The sequence below is a fragment of the Actinomycetospora termitidis genome (genome assembly GCF_030286555.1).
In the GTDB taxonomy this organism is placed as follows: Bacteria; Actinomycetota; Actinomycetes; order Mycobacteriales; family Pseudonocardiaceae; genus Actinomycetospora; species Actinomycetospora termitidis.
Map to the genome: position 1 here is coordinate 159665 of NZ_JASVWF010000001.1, position 24751 is coordinate 184415.

At 75.2% G+C, this 24751-nt stretch carries 24 protein-coding genes and 1 tRNA gene; 13 read left to right on the forward strand and 12 right to left on the reverse strand.

Annotated elements, in window-relative coordinates; all coding sequences use genetic code 11:
• Positions 1–29: 29 nt before the first annotated feature.
• Positions 30–770, reverse strand: a complete 741-nt coding sequence (locus QRT03_RS00850) for a Fic family protein (protein ID WP_286050533.1) — start codon at positions 768–770, stop codon at positions 30–32.
• Positions 771–888: 118 nt separating this feature from the next.
• On the opposite strand from QRT03_RS00850, the gene QRT03_RS00855 reads away from it, so the two are divergent.
• The 3 genes from QRT03_RS00855 to QRT03_RS00865 all read left to right on the forward strand — a co-directional run bounded on the left by QRT03_RS00855 (position 889) and on the right by QRT03_RS00865 (position 2803).
• Entirely contained in the window at positions 889–1266 is a 378-nt protein-coding gene (locus QRT03_RS00855) for an aminoacyl-tRNA hydrolase (protein WP_286050534.1), read from the forward strand.
• 131 nt (positions 1267–1397) lie between these two features.
• Entirely contained in the window at positions 1398–1889 is a 492-nt protein-coding gene (locus QRT03_RS00860; RefSeq protein ID WP_286050535.1) for a phage holin family protein, read from the forward strand.
• A gap of 53 nt (positions 1890–1942) precedes the next feature.
• Positions 1943–2803 (forward strand): alpha/beta fold hydrolase, encoded by an 861-nt coding sequence (locus QRT03_RS00865; RefSeq protein WP_286050536.1) that lies wholly within the window; start codon positions 1943–1945, stop codon positions 2801–2803.
• On the opposite strand, the gene QRT03_RS00870 is transcribed toward QRT03_RS00865, so the two are convergent.
• The 4 genes from QRT03_RS00870 to nth are packed head-to-tail and all read right to left on the reverse strand — an operon-like array spanning position 2800 to position 6078.
• Positions 2800–3999 (reverse strand): MarP family serine protease, encoded by a 1200-nt coding sequence (locus tag QRT03_RS00870; RefSeq protein ID WP_286050537.1) that lies wholly within the window; start codon positions 3997–3999, stop codon positions 2800–2802. The genes QRT03_RS00865 and QRT03_RS00870 overlap by 4 nt on opposite strands.
• The gene (locus QRT03_RS00875; RefSeq protein ID WP_286050538.1) at positions 3996–4700 is read right to left on the reverse strand and encodes an NUDIX hydrolase; all 705 of its coding nucleotides are present in this window, start codon (positions 4698–4700) and stop codon (positions 3996–3998) included. Before QRT03_RS00875 ends, QRT03_RS00870 begins: the two co-directional genes overlap by 4 nt.
• On the reverse strand, positions 4697–5329 hold the full coding sequence (locus QRT03_RS00880) for a TlpA family protein disulfide reductase (protein WP_286050539.1): 633 nt from the start codon (positions 5327–5329) through the stop codon (positions 4697–4699). Before QRT03_RS00880 ends, QRT03_RS00875 begins: the two co-directional genes overlap by 4 nt.
• On the reverse strand, positions 5326–6078 hold the full coding sequence (nth, locus tag QRT03_RS00885; RefSeq protein ID WP_286050540.1) for an endonuclease III: 753 nt from the start codon (positions 6076–6078) through the stop codon (positions 5326–5328). The genes QRT03_RS00880 and nth overlap by 4 nt, the downstream gene beginning before the upstream one ends.
• A 114-nt stretch (positions 6079–6192) precedes the next feature.
• Here nth and QRT03_RS00890 point away from each other — a divergent pair, with 114 nt between their 5' ends.
• Both QRT03_RS00890 and QRT03_RS00895 read left to right on the forward strand, forming a co-directional pair.
• Positions 6193–6474: a hypothetical protein gene (locus QRT03_RS00890; protein ID WP_286050541.1), complete on the forward strand. Its 282-nt coding sequence runs from the start codon at positions 6193–6195 to the stop codon at positions 6472–6474.
• A gap of 231 nt (positions 6475–6705) precedes the next feature.
• Complete coding sequence (locus tag QRT03_RS00895; protein ID WP_230731653.1) at positions 6706–7380, forward strand: Crp/Fnr family transcriptional regulator; 675 nt, start codon at positions 6706–6708, stop codon at positions 7378–7380.
• Between the two features lie 75 nt (positions 7381–7455).
• On the opposite strand, the gene QRT03_RS00900 is transcribed toward QRT03_RS00895, so the two are convergent.
• Genes QRT03_RS00900 through sp36 form a run of 5 tightly spaced genes read right to left on the reverse strand, consistent with a single transcriptional unit; the run spans position 7456 to position 12329 of the window.
• Complete coding sequence (locus QRT03_RS00900) at positions 7456–8238, reverse strand: MBL fold metallo-hydrolase (protein WP_286050542.1); 783 nt, start codon at positions 8236–8238, stop codon at positions 7456–7458.
• A 22-nt stretch (positions 8239–8260) separates the two neighbouring features.
• The gene (locus tag QRT03_RS00905; protein WP_286050543.1) at positions 8261–10975 is read right to left on the reverse strand and encodes a hypothetical protein; all 2715 of its coding nucleotides are present in this window, start codon (positions 10973–10975) and stop codon (positions 8261–8263) included.
• Positions 10968–11660 (reverse strand): hypothetical protein, encoded by a 693-nt coding sequence (locus tag QRT03_RS00910; protein ID WP_286050544.1) that lies wholly within the window; start codon positions 11658–11660, stop codon positions 10968–10970. Before QRT03_RS00910 ends, QRT03_RS00905 begins: the two co-directional genes overlap by 8 nt.
• 52 nt (positions 11661–11712) lie before the next feature.
• Complete coding sequence (locus QRT03_RS00915) at positions 11713–12171, reverse strand: RidA family protein (RefSeq protein ID WP_286050545.1); 459 nt, start codon at positions 12169–12171, stop codon at positions 11713–11715.
• The gene (gene sp36, locus QRT03_RS00920; protein ID WP_286050546.1) at positions 12168–12329 is read right to left on the reverse strand and encodes a Sp36 family protein; all 162 of its coding nucleotides are present in this window, start codon (positions 12327–12329) and stop codon (positions 12168–12170) included. The genes QRT03_RS00915 and sp36 overlap by 4 nt, the downstream gene beginning before the upstream one ends.
• 179 nt (positions 12330–12508) lie before the next feature.
• Between sp36 and bagA the strand changes: the two genes are divergently transcribed.
• Together bagA and bagB are read left to right on the forward strand one after the other, a co-directional pair.
• Positions 12509–13564, forward strand: a complete 1056-nt coding sequence (gene bagA, locus QRT03_RS00925; protein ID WP_286050547.1) for an ATPase BagA — start codon at positions 12509–12511, stop codon at positions 13562–13564.
• Positions 13554–14717 (forward strand): ATPase BagB, encoded by a 1164-nt coding sequence (gene bagB, locus QRT03_RS00930; RefSeq protein ID WP_286050548.1) that lies wholly within the window; start codon positions 13554–13556, stop codon positions 14715–14717. Before bagA ends, bagB begins: the two co-directional genes overlap by 11 nt.
• Before the next feature lie 210 nt (positions 14718–14927).
• Here bagB and QRT03_RS00935 read toward each other — a convergent pair whose 3' ends face one another.
• Positions 14928–15287 carry a WhiB family transcriptional regulator gene (locus QRT03_RS00935; protein WP_286050549.1) on the reverse strand — a complete coding sequence of 120 codons (360 nt, stop codon included), beginning with the start codon at positions 15285–15287 and terminating at the stop codon, positions 14928–14930.
• A gap of 225 nt (positions 15288–15512) precedes the next feature.
• Here QRT03_RS00935 and QRT03_RS00940 point away from each other — a divergent pair, with 225 nt between their 5' ends.
• The 5 genes from QRT03_RS00940 to QRT03_RS00960 all read left to right on the forward strand — a co-directional run bounded on the left by QRT03_RS00940 (position 15513) and on the right by QRT03_RS00960 (position 21083).
• Positions 15513–17903, forward strand: a complete 2391-nt coding sequence (locus tag QRT03_RS00940) for a penicillin-binding protein (protein ID WP_286050550.1) — start codon at positions 15513–15515, stop codon at positions 17901–17903.
• 12 nt (positions 17904–17915) lie between these two features.
• Entirely contained in the window at positions 17916–18914 is a 999-nt protein-coding gene (locus tag QRT03_RS00945) for a metallophosphoesterase (protein ID WP_425604763.1), read from the forward strand.
• Positions 18915–18937: 23 nt separating this feature from the next.
• Positions 18938–19011: transfer RNA gene (locus tag QRT03_RS00950), tRNA-Pro, on the forward strand.
• A gap of 195 nt (positions 19012–19206) precedes the next feature.
• Positions 19207–20025, forward strand: coding sequence for a hypothetical protein (locus QRT03_RS00955; protein WP_286050552.1), 819 nt, complete (start codon positions 19207–19209; stop codon positions 20023–20025).
• Positions 20022–21083: a glycoside hydrolase family 18 protein gene (locus QRT03_RS00960; protein WP_286050553.1), complete on the forward strand. Its 1062-nt coding sequence runs from the start codon at positions 20022–20024 to the stop codon at positions 21081–21083. The genes QRT03_RS00955 and QRT03_RS00960 overlap by 4 nt, the downstream gene beginning before the upstream one ends.
• Here the strand turns inward: QRT03_RS00960 and QRT03_RS00965 are convergent.
• Positions 21080–22096 (reverse strand): alcohol dehydrogenase, encoded by a 1017-nt coding sequence (locus QRT03_RS00965; protein WP_286050554.1) that lies wholly within the window; start codon positions 22094–22096, stop codon positions 21080–21082. The two genes, QRT03_RS00960 and QRT03_RS00965, sit on opposite strands and share 4 nt — an antisense overlap.
• Positions 22097–22254: 158 nt before the next feature.
• Between QRT03_RS00965 and QRT03_RS00970 the strand changes: the two genes are divergently transcribed.
• Complete coding sequence (locus QRT03_RS00970; protein ID WP_286050555.1) at positions 22255–24750, forward strand: glycerol-3-phosphate 1-O-acyltransferase; 2496 nt, start codon at positions 22255–22257, stop codon at positions 24748–24750.
• The last annotated feature ends 1 nt before the right edge of the window (position 24751 follow it).

The window sequence follows — 24751 nt, forward strand, 5'->3', positions numbered from 1 at the left end:
GACGGACGGCGAGGCCGAACGGACGAGCGCTACCCGGCCGCGTCGGCGATGCCGGTGGCCTCCTTCGCGCCGGTCCGCCACGCGGTGACGCCGTGGGAGAACCACTGCGCGAGCCCCTCGTGGGTCCCGGACGCGAACGCCTGGGCCGCGGCGCGGTACTCGTTCCCGGCGCGCAGGTGGCCCACCTCGGGGATGACGAGGCCCTTGGGGTCCAGACCGGTCGAGATCGCGGTGAGGCGGCCCGCCGCGCGGGCGACGACGCCGTTGCCGATCAGGAACGGCGAGAGCGCGAGCAGTTCGCCGTGCACGACCCCGACGAGCACCGGGGCCGGCACCGACGTCCCCCCGACGACGAGGCCGGCGAGCGCGTCCAGCCGCGCGGAGACCCAGGCGCCCGGGCGGGGGCGACCGAGGTCGGACTCCGGCGCCCGGTCGGTCGCAGCCAGGACGTGCAGCTTCGCGAGGGCCTGCAGCGGCGCCCGGCGCCACGTCGGGAGGAGCCCGCCGAGCGCCTCGGCGACCCGCAGCGCGCCGGCCAGCACCGGGTCGGTGACCGGGCCGTCCTCGGGCAGGTCGGCGGACCCGCCGTCGAGGGCGGCGGAGGCCCGGGCGGCGCGGACGCTCGCCTCGGCGGCCGTGGTCGGCCAGCCGCGGCGGTTCGTGCGGTGGGCGTGGACGGCCTCGACGTGCCGGCGGATCGACTCGGCGCCCTCGGCGACGCCGGGGAGGTCCAGCAGCGGCGCGAGCGGATCGGTGGTCGGGGCGGTCATGCGGTCCATCGTCCCAGGGCCATACACCCCGTGATTGTGACGTCCAGCGTCAGCATGGCCGCACTGCTGACACCGGGGAGAGGCGCAACCGGCTCGACACGACGCGCACACTGGAGTCATGGACAGCACCGAGCTGCTGCCCGCGCACGCCCTGACCTGGCGGTTCTCCCGGTCGTCCGGGCCGGGCGGGCAGGGCGTGAACACCACCGACTCCCGCGTCGAGCTCCTCGTCGACCTCGCCGCCCTCCCGGACCCCGAGCGGCTCGTGGAGCGCCTGGGCCCCGTGCTGCACGTCACGGCCTCGGAGCACCGCTCGCAGCTGCGCAACCGCGAGGCCGCGCTGGAGCGCGCCGCCGAGCGGATCGCCCGCGCCCGCCGGCCCGACCCGCCGTCGCGAACTCCGCGACGACCCAGCCGGGGCGCCAAGCTGCGCCGACTGGAGGACAAGCGCCGGCGCAGTGATCGCAAGGCGATGCGCCGCGCCCCGTCCGAGTAACCCGGGCAACCGGGAGGACTGGACTCGAGGATGATCGGGAAGACACGGGCCGTGCTGCCGTGTCACCGATCGCCCCGGGCGTGGTCGTGGCACGATGTGCCCCCTCTCGACCCGACCCGCCAGGAGGGCCCGTGACCTCGCCGTCGTCCCCCGGAGGCCCACCCGTGGTGCCCTCCATCCCGCTCAACGCCGAACCGGCGCGCCAGAACGGCGACGCCTCGGTCGGGGCGCTGGTGAAGGAGGTGACCACGCACGTCTCCACGCTGGTGCGTGCGGAGGTCGAACTCGCCAAGCAGGAGATCACCGGCGAGGTGAAGAAGGGCGTGCAGGGCAGCATCTTCTTCGTCATCGCCGGCGTCGTCGCGCTGTTCAGCCTCTGGTACTTCTTCTTCGCCGTCGCCGAGGCGTTCAACCTCATCTGGCCGTCGCAGCGCTGGGCCGGGTTCGCCGTCACCTTCGCGCTGATGTTGATCATCGCGGGCATCGCCGGGTTCCTCGGCTACCTCAAGGTCCGCAAGATCAAGGCCCCCGAGCGCACGATCGAGACGGCGAAGGAGTCCGTCGAGGCCCTGCGCCGCGGGCGATCCGACGCCGCGCCCTCGACCGTCGCGCAGCGGCGCTGAACCACCGCCACGAGGACCCCGCGGCGCTCGCGGGGCCCTGGCGGCACCGTGAGGTGTCCGCCAACGGCATCCGGCTGCACGTCGCGGAGTGCGGGCCCGCCACCGGCGAGCCGGTGCTGCTGCTCCACGGGTTCCCCGAGTTCTGGTGGTCCTGGCGCCACCAGCTCGCCGCGCTCGGCGCGGCCGGGTACCGGGCGGTGGCCCCCGACCTGCGCGGCTACTGCGGCTCCGACCGCCCGCCCCGCGGGTACGACCTGTGGACCCTCGCCGGCGACGTGGCCGGCCTGGTCCCGGCGCTCGGGGCCCGGCGAGCGGCGGTCGTCGGCGCCGGGTGGGGCGGTGCGGTCGCGTGGACCCTGGCCGCCCTGCACCCGCGGGTCGTCTCCCGCCTGGCGGTCGTCGCCACCCCGCACCCGCTGGCCCTGCGGCGCGCGGTCCGTCGCCGCCCCTGGCGGTGGGTCCGTCCGCTGCGCGACGTCGCCTTCTTCCAGCTCCCCCGCCTCCCCGAGCGCTCCCTGCGCCGGGACGGGGGCGCGGCCGCCGGTGCCTTCCTGACGGCGGGTGCGGGCTCGGGCTGGTCGGCGACCCCGGAGTTCGCCGGGGTCGCCGCGCACCACGCCGCGGCCCTGCTCACTCCGCGCACCTCGCACTGCGCGCTGGAGTACTTCCGCTGGGCCGCGCGCTCCCAGGGCCGCCCCGACGGGGTCCGCTTCGCCGAGGCGATCGACCGACCGGTCGACGTCCCGGTCCTGCACCTGCGCGGCGCGGAGGACCCGTGGGTGCCGGAGGACGTCGTCCGGGACTCCGCCCGCTGGGCGCCCGACCACGAGGTCGTCACGATCCCCGCGACCGGGCACTTCCCGCACCAGGAGGCACCGCGGCACGTGACCGAGGTGCTCCTCCGGCGCCTCTAGCTGGCGCAGCTCCCCGTCGACACCCGGGAGGTCGCCGAGCCGGACGCGTCCAGGGCGGCGCGCACCTGGTCGGCGGTGAGCACGAACCCGGTGTCGCCCTGGTCGACCGCCGCGCCGAACACCACGCCGATCACCTGCCCCTGCGGGTTCACCAGCGGCCCGCCGGAGTTCCCGGACTTCACCACGCCGCGGATCGTGTAGACGTCGCGCGTCACGGTCTGCGAGTCGTAGATGTCCGGGCCGCGCAGCTGGATCCGCTGCCGGATCTTCGCGGGGCTCGAGGAGAACGGTCCGTCGAGCGGGTAGCCCAGGGCCACCGCGTTGTCGCCGGTCCCCGCGGCCGCGAACTCGAAGGGCAACGACCGCGCCTCGAGCCCGGGGACCGCGAGCACCGCCACGTCGACCTCGGGGTCGTAGTAGACGACGCGGGCGGACTCGGTGTCGGCCCCGCCGCCGGAGCGCGGCACCTCCACCGACACCTCGCTCGTGCCTGCGACGACGTGGGCGTTCGTCATGACCCGCTCGTTGCCGATGACGAAGCCGGTGCCCTCCAGCGCCCGCGAGCACGACGGCGCGCGGCCGCGGATCTTGAGGACGCTCGACCGGGCGCGCTGGACCACCGGGTCCTGCACCAGCCCCTGGTCCGGCGGGGCGACCTCGGCGACCCCCGGGGTCGGGGAGAACGGCGAGAGCACGTCCGGGAAGCCGGAGGCGTCGAACATCGCCCGCAGCTCGTTCGGAAGAGCCCGCAGCGGCGCGGGCATCACCGAGTCGACGGTGGACAGCACCGCGGAGTTCTTCAGTGCCGACGCGAGCGCCACGTTCGACGACGACGCCAGCGGCAACGCGATCAGCCAGGCGACCACGAGCGCGGTGAGCGCCTGCAGCACCGAGCCGAACGTCGAGTCCACGGTGCGCACCGCGTTCAGCCGCATCCGGTCGCGGACCGCCCGCCCGAGGTAGACCCCGAGCGTCTCGCCCAGCGCGACCAGCGCGATGACGATCAACACGCTGACCACGACCCGGCTGGTGTCGCCCTCGAAGTTCCCGACGACCAGCGGCGCGAGCTTCAGCCCGAGCAGCGCGCCGCCGATGACACCGAGGAAGGACAGGGCGGCCACGGCCAGCCCGTGCCGCCACCCGGAGATCGCCGCGGCGACGGCGAGCAGCACGACGACGATGTCGACCCAGCTCATCGGATCGCTTCCCCCTCGTGCCGACGGGCCCACGCCTCGCCGAGATCGCGTACGTCCGTGCCGTCCCACGGGATCGTCCATCCCGCGAGGTCGAGCACCCAGGAGAGCACCCCGGCGGTGAACCCCCACACCAGCAGTCCCCGCACGGCGAACGCGGGGCCCTGGTAGCCGCCCGGCGACGTCACCGTGAAGCGCCGGGCCGGATCGGTCAGTTCGGACACGGGCACCCGCGCCACCGCGGCCGTCTCGGCAGGGTCCACGACGCCGACGGGTCCCGGCACCGCCCAGTGGGCGACGACCGGGGTGACGGCGAACCCGGACACCGGGATCGTGAGCGGCGGCAGTGTCGTCAACGGCACGATGCCCGCGGGATCGGCGCCGATCTCCTCCTCGGTCTCGCGCAGTCCGGCGGCCACGAGCCCGTCGAGCCCGTCCCCGTCGTCGGTCTCGAGCCCTCCGCCGGGGAACGCGGCCTGCCCGGCGTGCGAGCGCATGTCGGCGGCGCGCTCGGTGAGCACGATGTCCGGGCCGTCCTCACCGTCCGCGCCGCCCCAGCCGAACAGCAGCACCACGGCCGCCTGCCGGCCGTTCCCGGTCGGCTGCCGACGGAAGGGCACGTCGTCCGGCGACACCCGCCCGCAGGCGGCGACCAGGCCGGACAACCAGTCGGGCGCCTCGTCCGGGCGCAGCAGCCGGCTCACGCGGCCGCCCGCGTGACGGCGGCCCGCACCTGGTCGGGCGTCGCGAACACCTGCGGGGGCAGCGGGACGACGGTGCCGTCGGCACGCACGACGAGGCTCGCGGGGAGGACGGGCGGGGCCCCGAGACGGCGTCCGACGACCTGCTGCGGGTCGGTCACCGACGGGTAGCGCACGCCGAGGGCGGCCATGAGGTCCAGCGCGTCGGCCGGGTCGTCCGCGACGTCCACGCCGAGCACCGACGCCGCGCCCGGCTGGGCCGCGTAGGCGCCGATCGCGGGCATCTCCTCGCGGCACGGCCCGCACCACGACGCCCACAGGTTCACCAGGGTCACGCGGCCGGGCAGCGCGGCGGCGAGGTCGACCGTGCCGGGGGCGCCGAGACACTCGAGGCGCAGTCCGGCCAGCGGCGCCGGCGCGACGACCGCCGACGACGGGGCGGGGCACGGCGCGAGCGCCGCACCCGCCCGGGCGCGCGCGAGGTCGGCGGGGTCGGCGGCCGCGGGAGCGCTGCTCGCCAGCACCGACCCGGCGTCGGGAACGGAGGAGGAGTCCCGCGGCCAGAGCGCGATGATGCCCACGACCACGAGGATCAGCACGAGCAGGGTCGACCCGACCTCGGTGCGCGTCACCGCTCGAGACCGACGAGGGCCAGGAGGTGGTCGGCCTCCGGCCCCTTGACGAGCTTCGCGGCCTTGACCGGGTCGGTCTCCCCGATCCCGGCCGACGGGCAGTCCTTGGCGATCGAGCAGGCGCCGCAGGCCGGCTTCTTGGCGTGGCAGACGCGACGGCCGTGGAAGATCACGCGGTGGGAGAGCATCGTCCAGTCCCGCTTCTCGATGAGCTCGCCCACCTCCTTCTCGACCTGCACCGGGTCGTCCGAGGCGGTCCAGGCCCAGCGCCGGGTGAGCCGGCCGAAGTGGGTGTCGACCGTGATGCCCGGGACGCCGAAGGCGTTGCCGAGGACGACGTTGGCGGTCTTGCGCCCGACGCCGGGGAGCTTCACGAGGTCCTCCAGGCGGCCCGGGACCTCGCCGTCGAACGTCTCGACCAGGGCCTGGCCGAGCGAGATCACCGAGTTCGTCTTCGCGCGGTAGAACCCGGTCGGGCGGAGGATCTCCTCCATCTCGGTGCGGTCGGCGCCCGCGTAGGCCGCGGCGTCGGGGTAGCGGGCGAACAGCGCCGGCGTCACCCGGTTGACGGTCACGTCCGTGGTCTGCGCCGACAGCACCGTGGCGACCAGCAGCTCCAGCGGGGTGGTGAAGTCGAGCTCGCAGTGCGCGTCGACGTGGGCGGCCGCGAGCGCACGGTGCATCCGACGCGCCCGGCGGACCAGGCCGAGATGCGTCTCGCCCGGCTTCAGGACAGCCCCCGAGGTCATTCGACCAGGGTAATGAAGACCCCCGACACCGTGACCGGCCGGGAGCACCCGCGACACGCCGGGAGCCCCCCGGTCGCACTCCTCGTGCGCGCGTGCGGGAGCATGCGTCTCACCATGACCGCCTGGATCGCGATCCTCATCCCCCTGCTCATCATGGTCTTCGCCCTGGGCATGGAACGCCTGGAGACGAGACTGCGCGCGGGCACCGTCCGTGAGGACGAGGTCGAGGACTTCCTCGAGCGCGCCCGGCCCGACGAGGTGAAGGCCCTGTTCCGGCAGGGAATCGGCGGCGCCCTGACGCTGTTCCGGCTGCGGAACCTGGGGAAGCGCGGTGGAGTGTCCCGCCGTGGCGGACGGGCGTCGGAGGCGTCCGGCCGGAGCACGACGGGCGTCTGACGCTCACCCAGCGGCGTCACGATCGACGGGTAGTGTCGTCCATTCGGGGGGCACGCCTCGCGGATGACGACGGAACAAGGCTAGATCCGGGGTCGTCGGCCGCGTGCTGCGTGATCATGACGATGCGCGCGATTAGACTTGCGGCAGACGTGACTGGTGACACAGCGGAGCCCGGGGTGCACGATGCCCGGACCCCGTGGGGTCGATGAGGTCGGCGAGGAGCGGACGACGGTGGACGAGGTACTGGCGCGGGCGGGGATCTTCCAGGGAGTGGATCCGGCCGCCATCGAGGTGTTGACGGAGTCGCTCGATCGCGTCGAGTTCCCGCGGGGCACCGTCATCTTCAACGAGGGCGAGCCCGGTGACCGCCTGTTCATCGTGCAGAGCGGCAAGGTCAAGATCGGCCGCCGCTCGCCCGACGGGCGCGAGAACCTGCTGTCGATCTTCGGCCCGTCCGACATGTTCGGCGAGCTCTCCATCTTCGACCCCGGTCCCCGGACGTCGACGGCCACGTGCGTCACCGACGTGCGCGCCTACTCGATGGACCGCACCGCGCTGAAGGAGTGGATCTCCCAGCGGCCGGAGATCGCCGAGCAGCTGCTGCGCGTGGTCGCCCGCCGGCTGCGCCGCACGAACAACCTCCTCGCGGACCTCATCTTCACCGACGTGCCCGGGCGCGTCGCGAAGGCGCTGCTGCAGCTCGCGCAGCGCTTCGGGTCGCAGGAGGCGGGCCTGCTGCGGGTCACGCACGACCTCACGCAGGAGGAGATCGCCCAACTCGTCGGCGCCTCCCGCGAGACCGTGAACAAGGCCCTCGCCGACTTCGCCGCCCGCGGCTGGCTGCGCCTCGAGGGGAAGAGCGTGCTCATCCTCGAGCCGGACCGTCTGGCCCGCCGCGCCCGCTAGTCCCCCTTCTTTCCGAGCGAACGGCACTCTCGCGCCCGTAGAAGCTGCGAGGGTGCCGTTCGCTCGGTCCGGGGGCTACTCCGAACGCAGGTACTCCAGCTGCGCCGCGACGGAGATGTCCGCCGCGGGCCACAGCGACTCGTCGACGTCCGCGTAGACGATCTCGACGACCTGCCGCGGCTCCGGCGCGGGCGGCAGCTGCCGCAGAGCAGCCCGGACCTGGTCGAGCCGCTGCTCCCGGTGGGCGAGGTAGTCGCGCGCGGTCTGCGGGGCGTCCGGGAGGTCCGGGCCGTGCCCGGGGAGCAGGCGCGTGCCCGCGGGGAGGCCCGCGAGACGGTCCAGCGAGGCCAGGTAGTCCCCGAGCGCACCATGGTGGTCGCCGAGCACGGTCGTCCCGCGGCCGAGCACCGTGTCGCCGGTGAGCACGGACCCGTCGCCGTCGACGACGAAGCACAGCGAGTCGAGCGTGTGCCCGGGTGTCGCGAGCACCCGCACGTCCAGCCCCGCGGCCCCGATCGCCTCGCCCGCGCCGAGGCCCTCCGCGCCGAGACACAGCTGCGGGTCGAGGGCCCGTACCGGAGCCCCGGTGAGCTCGGAGAACGGACGGGCCGCCTCGGAGTGGTCCAGGTGGTGGTGGGTGAGCAGGATCAGCTCGACCGGACCGTGCTCGCGCAGCCGGTCGAGGTGGTGCGGGTCGTCCGGGCCGGGGTCCACGACGATGCAGCCGCGGTGCCCCGGCGCACGCAGGATCCAGCTGTTGGTGCCGTCGAGCGTCATGCCCGAGGGGTTGTCGGCGAGGACCACCCCCGCCGCCTCGGTGACGGGACGCAGGACCTCGTACGCCGGGTGCTCGGTCACGCCGTGACCCTAGGGGCCCGGCTCAGTGCCCGCCGTCCTGCCCGCCGGGCAGTCCGTGTCCGTTGGTCCGACCGCCGGGCGGCGGGCCGGGCGGTGGCGGCGGACCGGGTCGCGGCCCCGGGCGCCCCGGGGGGCCGCCGAACGGGTCCGCACCCTCGGCCCGCTCCCGCTGGGCGAGCTCCTCGTGCAGGCGCGCGAGCAGTTCGCGCTCCCGGTCGGAGAGCTGCGCGACGGAGTCGTCGGTGTCGGGCGCCCAGCTGCCGGTCGCCTCCGGGTCGGCCGGCCGGGACGGCGGCCGCACGGACGGGGCGGTGTCGGGCGTGTCCCGGTCGGTCGGACGCGGCGGGCCGGGGTGGGCCGGGGGCTGCGGCGGGTGTCCCGGGCCCTGCATCGGCGGGCCGGGCGCCACGCCGCCCGTCATCGCGCCGTGGACCGTCGCGCCGTTCACGCCCGGGCCGGGGCGCGGAGGCGACCAGGCGCCCGGCTCGGGCGACCAGCCCGCGCCGTCGGACGCCGCCCACGGCGGGGCGACGTCGCCGCCGCCCCGGGGGTCGACCGGCGGCTCGCCGAGATGCGTGCCGTTGACCGGCGCCGCGGGCTCGGACCAGGTCACCGGCCCGGTCGCGGGTTCCTCGGGCGGCGCCGGGGCCACGGCGTTGTGGCGGTGTCCGTTGGTGCCGAGGGTGATCGGCTCCTCACCGATCTCGACCGGCGAGGCGAACACCGTGTCGGCCCCCGGCTGGGTGCCGGTCACCGGGGCGCCGGGCCACGCGGGGCCGGGGCCCGCGCCGAACCGTGCGTCGTGGCCGAACCGGGCGGGCGGGGTCGGTTCCTCGGGCGCGCTCCCCCGGCTGTGCCGGGCGCGCTGCACCTGGGCGTCGTCGGTCGGCGTGCCGTCCGGCGGCGTCGGGTCCCCGACGTCGACGAGGTCGCCCGCCTCGTCCGCCTCGTCCACCGGGGCGGCATCGAGTCGGTGACCGTTCAGGTACGGGGCCGGCCCCGGCCGAGGGGCGCGGAACGACGTCGTGCCGAGGTCGACCTCGGGCACGCGCCCGTGGCGCCCGACCGGCCCGTCGGCGTCGTCGAGCCCGTCGTCCCGCGGACCGTCCGGCTCGTCGCGCTCGGGCGCGGAGGGCTCGCCGACGACGTCGCGCACCGGGCCCGCCGGCTCGAGCCGGGTCTCCTCGAGCGAGTCCGGGGGCAGCGGGGCCGAGAAGTCCTCCGGCACCGGCCGGGCCCAGAGCGCGGCGATCCGGCGCGCGGTCACCGACAGGTCGTCGTCGATGGATGTCGGTGCCGCTCCGGCCGCGGGCTCGGGAGGCTCGACGGCGGGCGGGGCCGGATCGGGCTCGACGGTCCGCTCGAGGAGGGCCTGCCCGACCTCGTGCGCCGTGCCCGCGTCGGCCACGGTCCGCCAGGTCTCGTCGTCCTCGACCACGGGCACCCGGCCCGACGGCGGGTCCGGGCGGGCCGGCGGGTCGGAGACCGCCAGCGGGCGCGCCACGGCGAGGGCGTCGCGGTGGTACGCGGGCAGCGCGACGCCGGACGCGAAGACCTCGACCGACGTGCCCCCCAGACCGCGGGCGGCGTGGGCGAGATGGTGGACGACGTGGTCGCAGTCGTCCGGGTCGGCGGTCTCGACGAGCACCACGCGGTGCGGCACGGGCCCCGGGGCGGCACCGGCCGGCGTGACCCGCCAGCTCTCGCGGACCGCCAGCACACCGGACAGCCGGCGGGCCGCGCGCGCCAGCGGGGTGGCCGGGGTCGCGTCGCCCGCCGTCGTGGTGAAGCGGTGTCCGGAGCGGCGTCGCGCGTCGGGGTCGACCGGGAGGGCGGCGAGCAGGTCCGGGTCGACGCGGGTCGCGGCGAACCAGGGGGCGAGCACGGCCCGCTCGTCGGCGTTCAGCCCGACCTCGTCCGCGAGCAGGCAGCCACCCAACAGCTCGGCGGCCTCGGCGTCGTCCTCGGCCGCGACCAGTTCGCGCACGGTCGTCAGCGCGTCGTCGTCGAGGCGTCCGGCGAGACCGAGCAGGACGTCGTGGAGCCGGCCGGGAGCGGGTGGCCCGTCGTCGGGGCAGACGGGGGCGTCGGCGCGCCGCGGGTCCGCGGAGCGGCCGGGGCGGTCGCCGGGGGGAGGACCGGCAGCCGGGTCGCGGAGGACGGGAGCGGCCGGTCCCGGCGGGGCGGTCGGCACGGGCTCCCGCGAGACGGGGTCGTCCGGGGCGGGGCCCTCCGGCACGGGGTCGTCCAAGGCACGGTCGCTCGAGGGGAGGTCGTCCGGGTCGGGCCCGGCGGCGACCTCGGTGTCGTGTGCCTCCTCGACCGGCCGATCGGCCACCGGCACACCCGTCGCAGGCGTCCGGTCCCCCGCGGCGGGAGCGGCTGCGGTCGGTGTCGGCTCTCCCGCAGGGGTCGGGAGGCCGTCGGCGGGCGTGCGGGCGTCGGCCGCCGGGATGCCGACGGCCGGGGTGCGAGCGTCGACCGGCTCCGGGGCCGCCGCGGACACGTCCGGTCCGGGCGGCACGACCTCGTCGGGCGCGACCTCGTCCGCCGGGTCCGTGACGCGTCGGCGCTGCTCGGCGACCCGTCGCCAGGCCGCGAGGGCCACCGGGTCACGGCCGCCGCGCGACCGGGCGGGACGGCCGTGGCCGTCGGCCGGGCGCGGCTCGGGGCGGGGTCGGTCGGGATGTGGGGGGTCGGGGTGTGCCCCGTCGGGACGGGGGACGGCCTCAGCCATGGCGCACCAGCTCCGGTGGTGACGACGGGACACCGGACCGGGGGTCCGGGAGCCGCGCGTGGTCGGCCGCGTCGGGCGCCGACTCGGCTCCACCGGCGCGCCAGAGCACCTCCGAGGCGGCGAGGGCCGCCCGGTGGTACCCGGTGGTCGGCGTCCCGGCGCCGATGACCTCGACGCAGGGGGACGCGTCGCCGTGGGCGCGCAACGCCCGCTGCACGATGCCGGTCAGCGGGGCCAGCTCACCCGCGGCGCTGACGAGCACGACGCGGGGGCCGCCCGCACGCCACGCCCGCCGGACCTCGCCGACGTCGCCGGCGGCGGGCAGGACCGCCCGCAGCACGAGGTCGGCGGCGTCCCAGGCGGCACCCGGCTCCACGAACCCGACGGTCGGCTCGGGGACGGCGTCGGCGTGCAGGACCGCGTCCACGAGTCGGGTCGAGCCGTGCCAGGCGGACAGGGCCTCGCGCAGCAGTGCCCGCTCGCCCTCGGTGACCCCGACCCGGTGCCGCAGCAGCGTGCGCGGCAGCGCGGTGCGCAGGGCGACGTCGGCGCCGGCGGCGAGCCAGTCCCGCAGCCGCCAGAGCGCCCGGTCGGGCACCCGGCCGGCGAGGGCCACCAGCAGGTCGTGGCAGGCGCGGGCCCCGGACGGATCCGTTCCCGGTGCCCGCGCGTCCGTGCTCGCCACGTCGGAACTCCCTACCGCCGCGGTCGGACCGCGGCACTCGTCACCATCGACCTCACGCGAGGTCGACCACGACCTCAACCTCGACGGGGGCACCCAGCGGCAGCGCCGCCACCCCGATCGCCGAGCGGGCGTGTTCGCCCGCCGGACCGAAGACCTGACCCATGAGCTCGGAGGCGCCGTTCACCACCTGGGGCTGGCCGCCGAACCCGGGCGCGGACGCCACGAAACCGACGATCTTGGCCACGGACGCGACCGCGTCCAGCCCGACCAGCGCGTCGATGGCGGCCAGCGCGTTGAGCGCCGCGAGGCGGGCGTAGGCGGCCGCGTCGTCCACCGACACCTCGGCGCCGACGAGGCCGGTGGCGGGCAGCTCGCCACCCACGAGCGGCAGCTGCCCGGAGGTCCACACCTGGGCGCCGACCTTCTTGGCCGGCACGTAGATGCCCTTCGGCGGGGCCACCGGCGGCAGCTCGACGCCGAGCTCGGCGAGCCGCGCCGTCGGGCTCGTCACGACAGCGGCTTCTTCAGGTAGGCGACGTGCTGCTCGCCCGTCGGCCCGGGGAGGACGGTGACGAGCTCCCAGCCGTCGGCACCCCACTGGTCGAGGATCTGCTTGGTCGCGTGGGTCAGCAGGGGGACGGTCGCGTACTCCCACGTCTGGGCACTCATGGGTGCCGAGGGTAGATGTCCACCCCGACACGCCCGGGCACGCCCCGAACCGGCCCACGCCCCGTCACACCTGCAGGGACGGCCCGTACACGCATCGTCACCGGCGCCGGGACCGAGTGTGACCCAGCCCCTCCGGCCGGGGCCCGCGGGCCCGCCACGGCGGTCCTACGCTGGTGGCCGTGAGCACTCAGCGCGAGACCGGAGCCGCCGGTCTCTTCGACGAGGCCGGCGTCGAGCGGTGGCCGGACGCCCTGGCCGGCGCCCGCCTGCACGTCGTCACCGGCAAGGGCGGGACCGGCAAGTCGACCCTCGCCGCCGCCCTCGCGCTCGCCCTGGCCGCCGACGGCGGCCGAACCCTGCTCGTGGAGGTCGAGGGGCGCCAGGGCATCGCCCAGCTCTTCGACACCCCGCCGCTGCCCTACGCCGAGCAGCGCATCGCGGTCGCCCCGGACGGCGGCGAGGTCCGCGGCCTGGCGGTGGACGCCGAGGAGGCCCTCCTCGAGTACCTCGAGATGTTCTACAACCTCGGCCTGGCCGGCCGGACCCTGCGCCGGATGGGCGCCGTCGAGTTCGCGACGACGTTGGCCCCCGGTCTGCGCGACGTCCTGCTCACCGGCAAGGTCAAGGAGTGCGTCGGGCGCACCGTCGGCGACGACCGGCGCTCCCGCGGGTCGCGCCGCCCGCTCTACGACGCGGTGATCCTGGACGCGCCGCCGACCGGCCGCGTCGTGAAGTTCCTCGACGTCACCAAGGCCATGGGCACCCTCGCGCGCACCGGCCCGATCCGGACGCAGAGCGAGGGCGTCGTCGCGCTGCTGCACTCGCCGCAGACCGTGGTGCACGTGGTCACCCAGCTCGAGGACCTGCCGGTCCAGGAAACGCTGGACACCGTCGACGAGCTGACCGGGGCGAACCTCCCGGCGGGCGCCGTCATGGTCAACCGGGTCCGTCCGGCGCGCCTGCCGGTCGCCGGGGTCGGCGTCGACGGGGACGGGCTGCGGGCCGGCCTGGAGGCCGCGGGGTTGTTCCTCAAGGACGACGAGGTGGACGGACTGCTCACCGAGGTCGGCGAGCACACCGAGCGACTCGCCGTCGAGTCCGGGGTGCGCTCGCGCCTGGACGCCGCCGGCATGCCGCAGATCGAGCTGCCCGAGCTCGCCGACGGGGTCGACCTGGGCGGGCTCTACGAGCTCGCGGAACTGCTGCGCGAGCAGGGGGTGCGCCATGACCGCTGAGACCGTTCCGGACGCCGGGCGCGGTCGCCGACCGCAGCACCTGGACCTGGACGCGCTGATCGACGACCGCTCGACCCGCGTCGTGGTGTGCTGCGGCTCCGGCGGGGTCGGCAAGACGACGACCGCGGCCGCGCTGGCCCTGCGCGCGGCCGCCCGTGGCCGGCGCGTCGTGGTGCTGACGATCGACCCGGCGAAGCGCCTGGCCCAGTCGATGGGACTCGAGGAGCTCGACAACGAGCCGCGCGTGGTGCCGGGCGCGTCCGTGGGCGCCTCCGGCGGCGAGCTGCAGGCGATGATGCTCGACATGCGCCGGACCTTCGACGAGATGGTCTCCGGGCACACCACGCCCGACCGCGCGCAGGCGATCTTCGACAACCCCTTCTACCAGACCATCTCCTCGTCGTTCTCCGGCACGCAGGAGTACATGGCGATGGAGAAGCTGGGGCAGCTGGCGGCCACCGGACGCTGGGACCTGATCATCGTCGACACCCCGCCGTCGCGGTCGGCGCTGGACTTCCTGGACGCGCCGCAGCGTCTGTCCTCGTTCCTGGACGGCCGCATGATCCGGCTGCTCTCCGCGCCCGCCCGGGCAGGCGGCAGCGCCCTGCGCAAGCTGGTCGGGTCGACGTTCAACCTGTTCGCCAAGGCGGTCTCGACGATCCTCGGCGGGCAGATGCTCGCGGACGCCTCGGCGTTCGTGCAGGCCTTCGACACCCTGTTCGGCGGCTTCCAGGAGCGGGCGAACGCGACCTACCAGCTGCTGCGGGCGCCGGGCACGGCGTTCATCGTGGTCGCCGCGCCCGAGCCGGACGCGCTGCGCGAGGCCTCCTACTTCGTCGAGCGGCTCGGGAACGAGCGCATGCCGCTCGCCGGGATGGTGCTCAACCGCACCCACCCGGTGCACGCGACATTGTCGGGCGCGCGGGCGCGGGAGGGCGCGGAGTCCCTCGAGGCCGCCCGCGGGGACGCCACGACCGCGGCGGTCCTGCGCCTGCACGCCGACCGCGTGGAGACCGCCGAGCGCGAGCGCCGCGTCCTCGCCCGCTTCACCCGTGCGCACCCGACGGTGCCGATGGTGGACGTCCCGGCGATGGCCACCGACGTCCACGACCTCGACGGCCTCCGCGCGATCGGTGACCTGCTGACGTCCTGACGGCGGATGTGGTCGACGTCCGGGTCGAACGGGTCCTCAGAGCTCTCGGAGTGCGGACAGAACAGCCCTGAGGACCTGTTGATCATGGGACGTCGGGGGCCGGCGCGCCTTGTCGCGGGTTCCCGACCGCCACTGGCCCACCTGTCGCTGTGAATCCCCACGACAAGGCGGCGTGCCGGCCGCGGAAACCCGCGACAGGACGAACCGGAGTCAGCCCGCGCGACGCGCCGGCTTCTCGGGAGCGGCCGGCTCCGCCGCCGGACGCTCCGGAGCCGGCTGCTGCGGGCGCAGGGCCGCCCGGCGTGCCGCCTCGAGCAGCGCCGACCACGAAACGACGTCCGGGCGGCGCTTGAGCAGCGCCCGGCGCTCCCGCTCGGTCATCCCGCCCCACACGCCGAACCGGATCCGGTTGTCCAGCGCGTGCGCCAGGCACTCGGTGCGCACCGGGCAGGCCTTGCAGACCTCGCGCACGTCCCGCTGCTGCGCACCCTGCACGAACAGGGTGTCCGGGTCCTCGTGGCGGCACCGTGCCTCGTGCCGCCAGTTCCGCGTTCCCGCCTCGTCGTCCACGTCATCCCGCCCTCGTGTGGCCCCATGGCTCCCGGTGGCCCCGACCCACCGGTGCGCGGCCCCGCCGGCCGTGCGCCCGCCCGTACATGGGGTTCGACGCACTCTAGGAGCGAACGGTTCCACCGACCAAGAGCCGAACTGGATCTGTCGTGTGAACACCGTCGTCGCCACGCATCGCACGCGGGGAGCACGAACCACACCTCGCGGCCAGTAACCTGGACACCGATGACTGGGGGAACTGGATCCGACGGCGGGCAGCGCCCGCGGCGTGGCCTCACCGCCCGCCCGATCGCGCGGCTGCTGGGCCTGTGCCTGGTGGCCGGCCTGATCCTCGCCGGGATCACGTTCCCGCTGGTGGGCGGGATCGGACTGGTGTCCAACGACGCGAGCGACACGGTGAGCGCCACGTCGTCGGACCTCGCGGCCGGGCAGCTCCCGCTGGTCACCACGGTGACCGACAAGCAGGGCGCCCCGATCGCCTACCTGTACGACCAGAACCGGCAGAACACGCCGCTCGAGCAGATCTCGCCGGAGATGCGCGCGGCGATCGTCGCGATCGAGGACCGGCGCTTCTACGAGCACGACGGCGTGGACTGGACCGGCACGTTGCGCGCCCTGGTCACCAACCAGTCCGCGGGGTCGACGCAGCAGGGCGCCTCGACGCTGACCCAGCAGTACATCAAGAACTACCAGCTCTACGTGACCGCGCGGACCCCGTCCGAGCGCCTCAAGGCGACCGAGGCCACCTACGCCCGCAAGCTGCGCGAGGTCCGCGTCGCCCTGCAGCTCGAGCGCCAGCTCGCCGAGGGCACCTCGAAGCGCCAGGCCAAGGACGAGATCCTCCAGCGCTACCTCAACATCGTGTTCCTCGGGAACAACTCGTACGGCGTCGGCGCCGCCGCCCGCACCTACTTCAACACGACGCCGGACAAGCTCACGATCCCGCAGGCCGCGATGCTCGCCGGGATGGTGCAGTCGACGGCCGCGTTCGACCCGGTCGCGCACCCCCAGGCGGCGACCGGCCGTCGCAACGAGGTCATCAACCAGATGCGGCTGCAGGGAATGATCACCCCGCAGCAGGCCCAGGAGGCGGCCGCCAGCCCGCTCGGCGTCGCCAGCGCGGCGCCGCCCGCGAACGGCTGCATCGGCGCCGGGGACGCCGCGTTCTTCTGCAAGTACATGGTCGACTACCTCGGCCAGGCCGGGCTCCCCGCCGAGCAGCTCAACCGCGGTGGCTACACCATCCGCACCACGCTCGACCGGGCGTCGCTGACCGCGATGACCGCGGCGCTGCGCAACGAGGTGCCCGCCCGGCAGCGCAACGTCGCCGACGTGATGGCGGCGGTCTCCCCGGGCGCCACCCGGCACGAGGTCACGGCGATGGGCTCGAACCGCGTCTTCGGGGTCGACGGGTCCGAACTGGAGACCAGCTACGGCCTGCCGTGGGAACCGGTGAACCTCGGCGCGGGGTCGGTCTACAAGGTGTTCACCGCGGCCACCGCGCTCGACAAGGGCCTCGGCATCGACTACCAGATGCAGATCCCGCCCGACGGGTACGCGTCGCCGATCTACCGCGACGGCCAGGGCAACCCGTTCCCGGTCCGCAACGCCGGGAGCTACGCCCCCGTCCTGTCGATGACCGACGCGCTCGCGCAGTCGCCGAACACCGGCTTCGTCAAGCTCATGGAGTACACCGGCGTCGCCCCGGTGGTCGACATGGCGGTGAAGCTCGGCATGCGCTCGCTCGCCGAGCCGCAGGGCAACGGCGGGAAGTCGATCGCCGAGATCGCGAAGGAGCAGAACCAGGGCTCCTTCACCCTCGGCGTCACGCCCACGAGCGTCCTCGAGCTCTCGAACGTCGGCGCCACCCTCGCGTCGCGCGGCACCTGGTGCCCGCCGACCCCGATCGTCTCGATCACCGACCCGGACGGCGCCCCGGTGCCGGTCTCCGAGCAGCCCTGCGAGCAGGTCGTCCCGCCGACGCTGGCCGACACCCTCATGGTCGGGATGAGCAAGGACGACCAGCCCGGCGGGACGTCGGCCGCGGCCGCCGGCGAGAACGGCTGGACCCGGCCGATGTCGGGCAAGACCGGGACGACGCAGCAGAACAAGTCCGCCGCCTTCCTCGGCTTCACCCCGGGCCTCTCGGGCGCGGTCATCACGTTCGACGACTCGTCGTCCCCGCGCCCGCTGTGCGACGGCGGCGGTGACTCGCCGCCGTTCCCCTGCTCGGACGGCAACATCTTCGGCGGCAAGACGCCCGCGCGGACCTGGTACAAGGCGATGAACCCGGTCCTCGCCCCGACGCCGGTGCAGCCCCTGCCCGCGACCGACCCCCGGTACGTCTCCGGCGGTACGAACGAGCAGATCCCCGAGGTCGTCGGGCAGTCCGCCGACCAGGCCGAGCAGGCCCTGCGCGAGGCCGGGTTCTCGGTCGTGCGGAGCGCGGTGAACAACCGGGCGCCCGCCGGTACCGTGGTCGGGCAGTCCCCGCGGGGAACCGCGCTGCCGAACCAGCCGATCACGCTGCAGGTCGCGAGCGGCTCCGTCCCCGCGCCGCCCCCGCCACCCGGTGCCGTGGCGGCCCCGGCGGTCGGCCCGGCACCCGGCGGCTGAGACGGAGAGCGCGTGGCTGAGGTCGGCAGGTTCGTCCGGACGGCCGGTCGGGTCACGCTGGCGGCCTCGGCCGCCGGTGCGCTCGGCCTCGGCTACGCCTCGGTGATCGAGCGGCACCGGTTCGTCCTGCGCCGCGTGACGATGCCCGTTCTCGCGCCGGGAGCGCGCCCGCTGCGGATGCTGCACGTCGCGGACCTGCACCTGCGGCCCGGCCAGCGCCTGGAGGAGCGGTTCGTGGCCGGCCTCGCCGAACTCGAGCCGGACCTCGTCGTGAACACCGGGGACAACCTGTCCCACCCGCGCGGCGTGCCCGTGGTGCTGCGGGCCCTGGGCCGGCTGCTGGACCGGCCCGGTGTCTTCGTGTTCGGCAGCAACGACTACCACGCGCCGACGCCGAAGAACCCGGCGAACTACCTGTTCCGGCCCGAGCACCGCGTCCTCGGGCCGGAGCTGCCGTGGCGGGACCTGCGGGCGGCGTTCCTCGAGCGCGGGTGGCACGACGCCACGCATGCCCGGTTCGGGATGACGGTTGCGGGGCAACGGATCGCGGTCGCCGGGGTGGACGACCCGCACATCGGCCACGACGACTACGACCGCATCGCCGGGCCCCTCGAACCCGCCGACGCGTCCGGGACGCCCGTCCTGCGACTCGGACTGACGCACTCCCCGGAGCCCCGGGTCCTCGACGGGTTCGCCGCCGACGGCTACGACCTCGTCCTGGCCGGCCACACCCACGGCGGTCAGCTGTGCCTGCCCGGCTACGGGGCGCTGGTGACGAACTGCGGGATCGACCGGTCGCGGGTGAAGGGGCCGTCGCGGTGGGGCGCCCACCTGCGCCTGCACGTGTCGGCCGGGCTCGGGACCTCCCCCTGGGCGCCCGCCCGCTTCTGCTGCCGCCCGGAGGCGACGCTGCTCGAGCTCGTCCCGGTCCGGACCGTCGGTGCAGCCTCGGCGACCGCGCCGGCGAGCGGCACCCGGCCCCCGTCCCGCTCCGCCGGACCCACCAGGTAGGCTCGTCATCAGAGCGACACGCTCGGGGTGTGGCGCAGCTTGGTAGCGCGCCTCGTTCGGGACGAGGAGGTCGTGGGTTCGAATCCCGCCACCCCGACACCACGAAGGCCCCGGTTCTCCACGGAGAGCCGGGGCCTTCGTCATGAACGGGCCCGGCCGCGACGTGATCGAGCTGACGAACAGCACGATCTGGTCACCGCGCGGTAACGGTGCCATCCTTCTCGGCGATACCTCGGACGGGTGACGTCCGTCCGGGCGTCGATCACCGATCGGGGACGGCAGGGAACGAATCATGGCGAACCACCGCGCCACGGACGGCACCACGCGCCGGTACACGGTGCTCGACTCCACCGATCGGGTGCAGCCGGGCCACCTTCCGTCACAGCGCACCGTCGCCGCCCGGCCGGCCGCCGTGCCGGCCCCGCGGCCCGTGCCCGGGCACTCGCAGCCCTTCCCGGCGCCGGCCGCCCCCACCGTCCACGTGCCGACGACCGCGGCCCCCGCCCGCCGCAGCTCCCCGGAGGAGATCCGGGCCGGCTCGGCGCAGCGCAGTTCGGCCGAGGACATCGCGGCCCGCGCCACCACGACCCTGATCCCGAACTCCCCCGGCGCCCGCGCGCAGGCCGGCCCGGTCTTCGTCGACGGCAGCGGCCGGCGCGCCCGACGCTTCAAGGGGCTCGCCGCCGTGGCCGCGACCCTCGCGGCCGGCTACGTCGGCGTCGTCGTGACCGGGGCGCTGGCCGGGTCGAGCGGGCCGGTCGGCGGGGCCGCGCCGGTCGCCAACGGCGCCTCCCTCGCCCCGTCCTCGCCCGCCGTCCCCGCCCCGGTGGTGCCGAGCCCGGTCATCGCCACCCCGGCCGACGACGTCACGACCACGAAGAAGACCCCGGTCAAGAAGAAGACCACCACGACGAAGAAGGTGGTCCCGCGCACGACGGTGCCGCGCAAGGTCGCCCCGAAGCCGGTCGTGCCGGCGCCCGTCGCGCCCGCTCCCGTCGCGCCGGCCCCCGTCGTGCCGCAGGCGCCCGCCCAGCCCGTGCAGCCGGCCGAGCCCGCCCAGCCCCAGGACGACGCCGTCAAGAAGCCGGCTCAGCAGGCAATCGACACGTGATCGTCGCCCTCCGCGCCGCCCTCGCGGGTGCGTTGCTGACGGTCGTCCTGGTCGCCTGCTCGGTCGTCCCCTCCCCCGTGCGGGCGGCGCAGGGCTCGCCGGACACGCCCGCGGCCGCGACGACCGCGGCGCCCGCCTCGACCCGTCCCGGGCCGCGCGCCCCGGACGGTCCCCTACCGACGGTCCGGGTGGCCCCGTACGTGGACCTGACGACCCCGCCGCTGCCCGACCTCGGGGCGGTCGCCGCGGCCTCCGGGCAGCGCGACGTGGTCCTGGGCTTCGTCCTGGCCGGCCAGGGGTGCACCCCGACGTGGGGCGGCACCACCCCGATGACCGACCCGGCGGTCGCGGCGTCCGTCGCCGGTCTGAAGGCGCGCGGCGGGACGGTGACCGTCTCCTCGGGGGGCGCGGTCGGCGACTACCTCGAGACCCGGTGCCCCGACGCCGCCTCCCTCGCGCAGGCCTACGGCGCGGCCCTCGACGCCGCCGGCACCGACCACCTCGACGTCGACATCGAGACCGACAAGGGCCGCGACGTCTCCATGGCCCGGGTCGCGGACGCGCTGCAGCTGCTGCAGGACCGGCGGGGAGCGCGGATCACGCTGACCGTGCAGGTGGAGAGCGCGGACGCGGGCATGACCGACGACGCCCGCGAGCTCGTGGAGGCCGTGTCCGAGCGCGGCGTGGCGACGCGGATCAACCTGATGGTGATGAACTTCGAGCAGCGCGGGAGCTGGGCGGAGTCGATGCTCGACGCCGCCGACCTCTCCCTGGCCGCGCTGCAGCGGATGTGGCCGGGCTCCGAGCCCGCCGACGTCGCGCAGCGCGTCGGGCTGACGCTGATGATCGGCCGCAACGACACCGAGGCGACGACGACGCTCGCGGACGCGGGCGCCGTGGTCGACGGCGCCCGCGCCCGGGGCTACGGCTACATCGGCGCGTGGTCGCTGCTGCGGGACAACGGCGGGTGCCCCGGCACGGCGACCGAGGCGGACGACTGCAGCGGGATCGCGCAGGAGCCCTGGGCGTTCACCCGGGCCCTGCAGCGGTTCGCCTAGTTCCCCGTGGTGAGGACCATCCGGAACCGGGCGTCGTTCGCCATCATCTTCGCGTAGGCCTCGGCCGCCTTCTCCAACGGCATCGTCTCGATCATCGGCCGGACCCCGGTGATGCGGGAGAAGTTCAGGGTGTCCTCGGAGTCCTTCGAGGTGCCCGACGGGTGGCCCGCGACCTGCGCCGCCGGACCGATCAACGACATCGCGTCGATCGTCAGCGGGGTCTCCGCGGCGCCGACGACGATCAGCTGGCCGCGCGGCGCGAGGCCCGGGACGAGCGCGGAGATGGCCCCGCCGTCGGTGGCGGTCGCGACGATCACGGTGGCACCGCCCATCGCGGCGAGCGCCTCGCCCGGGTCGGACGCCTGCGAGTCGACGTGGACGTGGGCCCCGAGCTGCTTCGCGAGGTCCGCCTTGGCGGTGCCGCGGGAGATCGCGACGACCTCGCAGCCCATCCGCGCCGCGAACTGGATGGCCAGGTGCCCGAGGCCCCCGATCCCCATCACGGCGACCCGGTCGCCGGGGCGGACCACGCTGGAGCGCAGCGCGTGGAAGGTCGTCACGCCCGCGCACAGCAGCGGCGCGGCCTCCTCGGCGGACAGCTCCTCGGGCACACGGGCGAGCGCGTCGGCCGGCACGACGACGGCGTCGGCGTACCCACCGTCGAAGGTCACGCCCGGGATGCGGCCGTTCGCGCACGTGATGAAGTCACCGCGGCGGCACGACTCGCAGTGGTAGCAGGCGCCGCCGAACCACCCGACGCCGACGCGGTCGCCCGGCTTCCAGTCGCCGCGCACACCGGCGCCCAGGGCGTCGACGACGCCCACGATCTCGTGCCCGGGCACGATCGGGAACGGCGTCGCGTCCCCCATCACGCCCTCCTTGGCGAACATGTCCGAGTGGCAGACCCCGCAGGCCTGCACCGTCACGCGGACCTCGCCCTCCCCCGGCTCGGGCAGGTCGCGCTCCACGAGCTCGAAATCCCCGCCCGCCTGGGGCACCTGCACTGCACGCACGTCGTCACTCCTCGCACCGGAAAGGCCTTCGGACCGATGCGTACCCCTGCATCCGAACGGCGACGCGTGGCGATCACCGCGGCCCGACATCCGGGTAGGGTGGGCGCACCCGCGCCGCTGCCGTCCCGGCGGATCGGGCTCGACGCGGGAGGTGCACCGTGGGCGCAGATCCGGCCGCCGCGTACCCCGGTCCCGGCGATCAGCCGGCCCCGGTCGGCCGGCCCGTCCCGGCGACGCCCGCGGGCGTGCTGCCCGAGTCCGGTGACCGCGCACTCGTCGTCCTCGTCGACGCCCCGAGCGTGCTGGAGCGCCGGCTCATCGACCGTTGGCTCGGGGTCAACCAGCCCGGCAACGGCCGCACCGTCGAGACCGTCCCCGCCGGCGGGGAGCAGCTCGCGGCCCGGCTGACCCACGGCGACAACCCGCTGCTGGTGCCCGTGCGCCTGGTCTGGGAGCTCGGTGGCCCGGAGCCCACGAAGCCGCTGCTCCGCGTCCTCGACGCGGTCACCCGCCGCTCCAAGCTGCGCGACAGGGCCCGGGCCGCCGTCGCGCAGGGCCGCTGGTCGAGCTCCGCTGCGCTCCGTCTCCAGCAGGAACGCACCGACCGCCAGCGCCACCGCGTGGTCGTCGGCCGGCCCGCGACCGTCCGCGAGCTGCTGGTGCGCCACCGCCGCGAGCGGATGTCCACCGAGACCCAGGACTTCGTCCGCTTCGTCTCCCAGCAGGCCAACCTCGCGCTGGACCGGGCCGAGCGGACCGTGCTGGGCAACCGCTCCAAGGTGCCGCGCGAGGTCTCCGACCAGATCGTCGGCGGTGCCCACTTCGCCCGCGAGGTCCGGCGGCTGGCCGCGGAGACCGGCGAGTCCGAGGCCGAGGTCGCCGCGGAGGCCGAGAAGCACCTGCAGGGCCTCGTCGCGGCGATGGACCCGACCGCGGTCGACATGTTCTCCGGCGTCCTGCGCCCGATGCACGAGCGCGCGTGGGAGGTGCACGCGGACACGAGCGGGCTGGAGCCCCTGCGGGAGCTGAACGCCGAGCACGCGCTGGTCTTCCTGCCCTCGCACCGCTCGTACACCGACCCGTTCGTGCTGGCCGAGGTGCTGCGCGAGAACGACTTCCCGCGCAACCACGTCCTCGGGGGCAACAACCTGCGGATCTGGGGCCTGGAGGCGCTGGCCCGACGCAGCGGGATCATCTTCATCCGCCGCAGCTTCGGCAAGGACGTCGTCTACAAGTCGATGGTCCGCGAGTACTTCTCGTGGCTCGCGGCGAAGCGCTTCAACCTCGAGTGGTACATGGAGGGCGGGCGCACGCGCACCGGGAAGCTGCGGCCGCCGAAGTACGGGTTGCTCGCCGACGTGGCCCACGCGGTCGAGACCCGCCGCACCTCCGACGTCTACCTGGTGCCGGTGTCGATCACGCACGACCAGCTGCAGGAAGTCCACCAGATGGCGGCCGAGCAGACCGGAGCCACGAAGACCCCGGAGGGTCTGCGCTGGCTCGCCGGGTACGCGCGGGCCCAGCGCCGTCGGGTCGGGTCGCTGCACGTGGCCTTCGGCGAGCCGCTCTCGCTGCGCCAGGCGCTCTCCACCGCCGGCGACCCCGCCCTGGAGCGCGACCCCGACCTCGTAGCCGACGACGCCGGGGACTCGCCCGCCCGGCGGCTCGCCCTGCAGAAGACCGCGTTCGAGGTGTTCGTGCGGATCAACCGGGTCACCCCGGTGACCCCGATCGCCCTGGCCGCCCTGACGCTGCTGGGGGTGCGGGACCGGGCGCTGACCCTCTCCCAGGTGCGCCGCGTCGTCGAGCCGGTCCTGGACTACGTCGAGGCGCGCAAGCTCCCGCACACCGGCATCGAGTCGCTGCGGACCAACGGTGGCGTCGCGGAGGCCCTGCTCTCGCTGCGCCAGGAGAAGGTGGTCACCGCCTACACCGAGGGCACGGAGCCCGTGTTCTCGATCGAGCCGGGACACCACATCGTCGCGGCCTTCTACCGGAACTCGGCGATCCACCACTTCGTCAACCGCGCGATCGTCGAGCTCGCCGTCCTCGAGGTCGACGACGCCGACGACGGGCGGGAGGCGCTCGCCGCCGGCTTCACCCACGCCCTCGCGCTGCGCGACCTGCTCAAGTACGAGTTCTTCTTCCCCGACAAGGAGACCTTCCGGGCCGAGCTCTCCGACGAGCTGACGCTGATCGACCCGGACTGGACCGAGGTCGGACGGCCGGTCTCGCGCACCAAGGAGATCCTGCTCGCGAGCAAGTTCCTGTGCGCGCACCGCGTGCTGCGCTCGTTCGTCGACGCGCAGTGGGTGGTGGCCGAGCGCCTCGCGGCCTGGGACGTGGCCACCCCCGTCGTCGAGGACGAGCTCTTCGACGACTGCTCCGCGGTCGGCCGCCAGCTGCTCCTGCAGGGCCGCCTGCACGGGCCGGAGGCGCTCTCCCGGGAGTTGTTCGCATCAGCACTGCGCCTCGCGGGGAACAGGGGGCTCGTGACCCTCCCCGACGGCGACCCGTCCCAGGACGCGCTCGCCGCCCTCGCGACCCGCCGTCGGGACTTCGCCGACGAGGTGCGCGCCGTGGTCGGCCGGGTCGTCCGCATCGACGAGACCGATGCCCGCAACCGACAGGAGAGCACCGGTGTCAGGCCCTAGC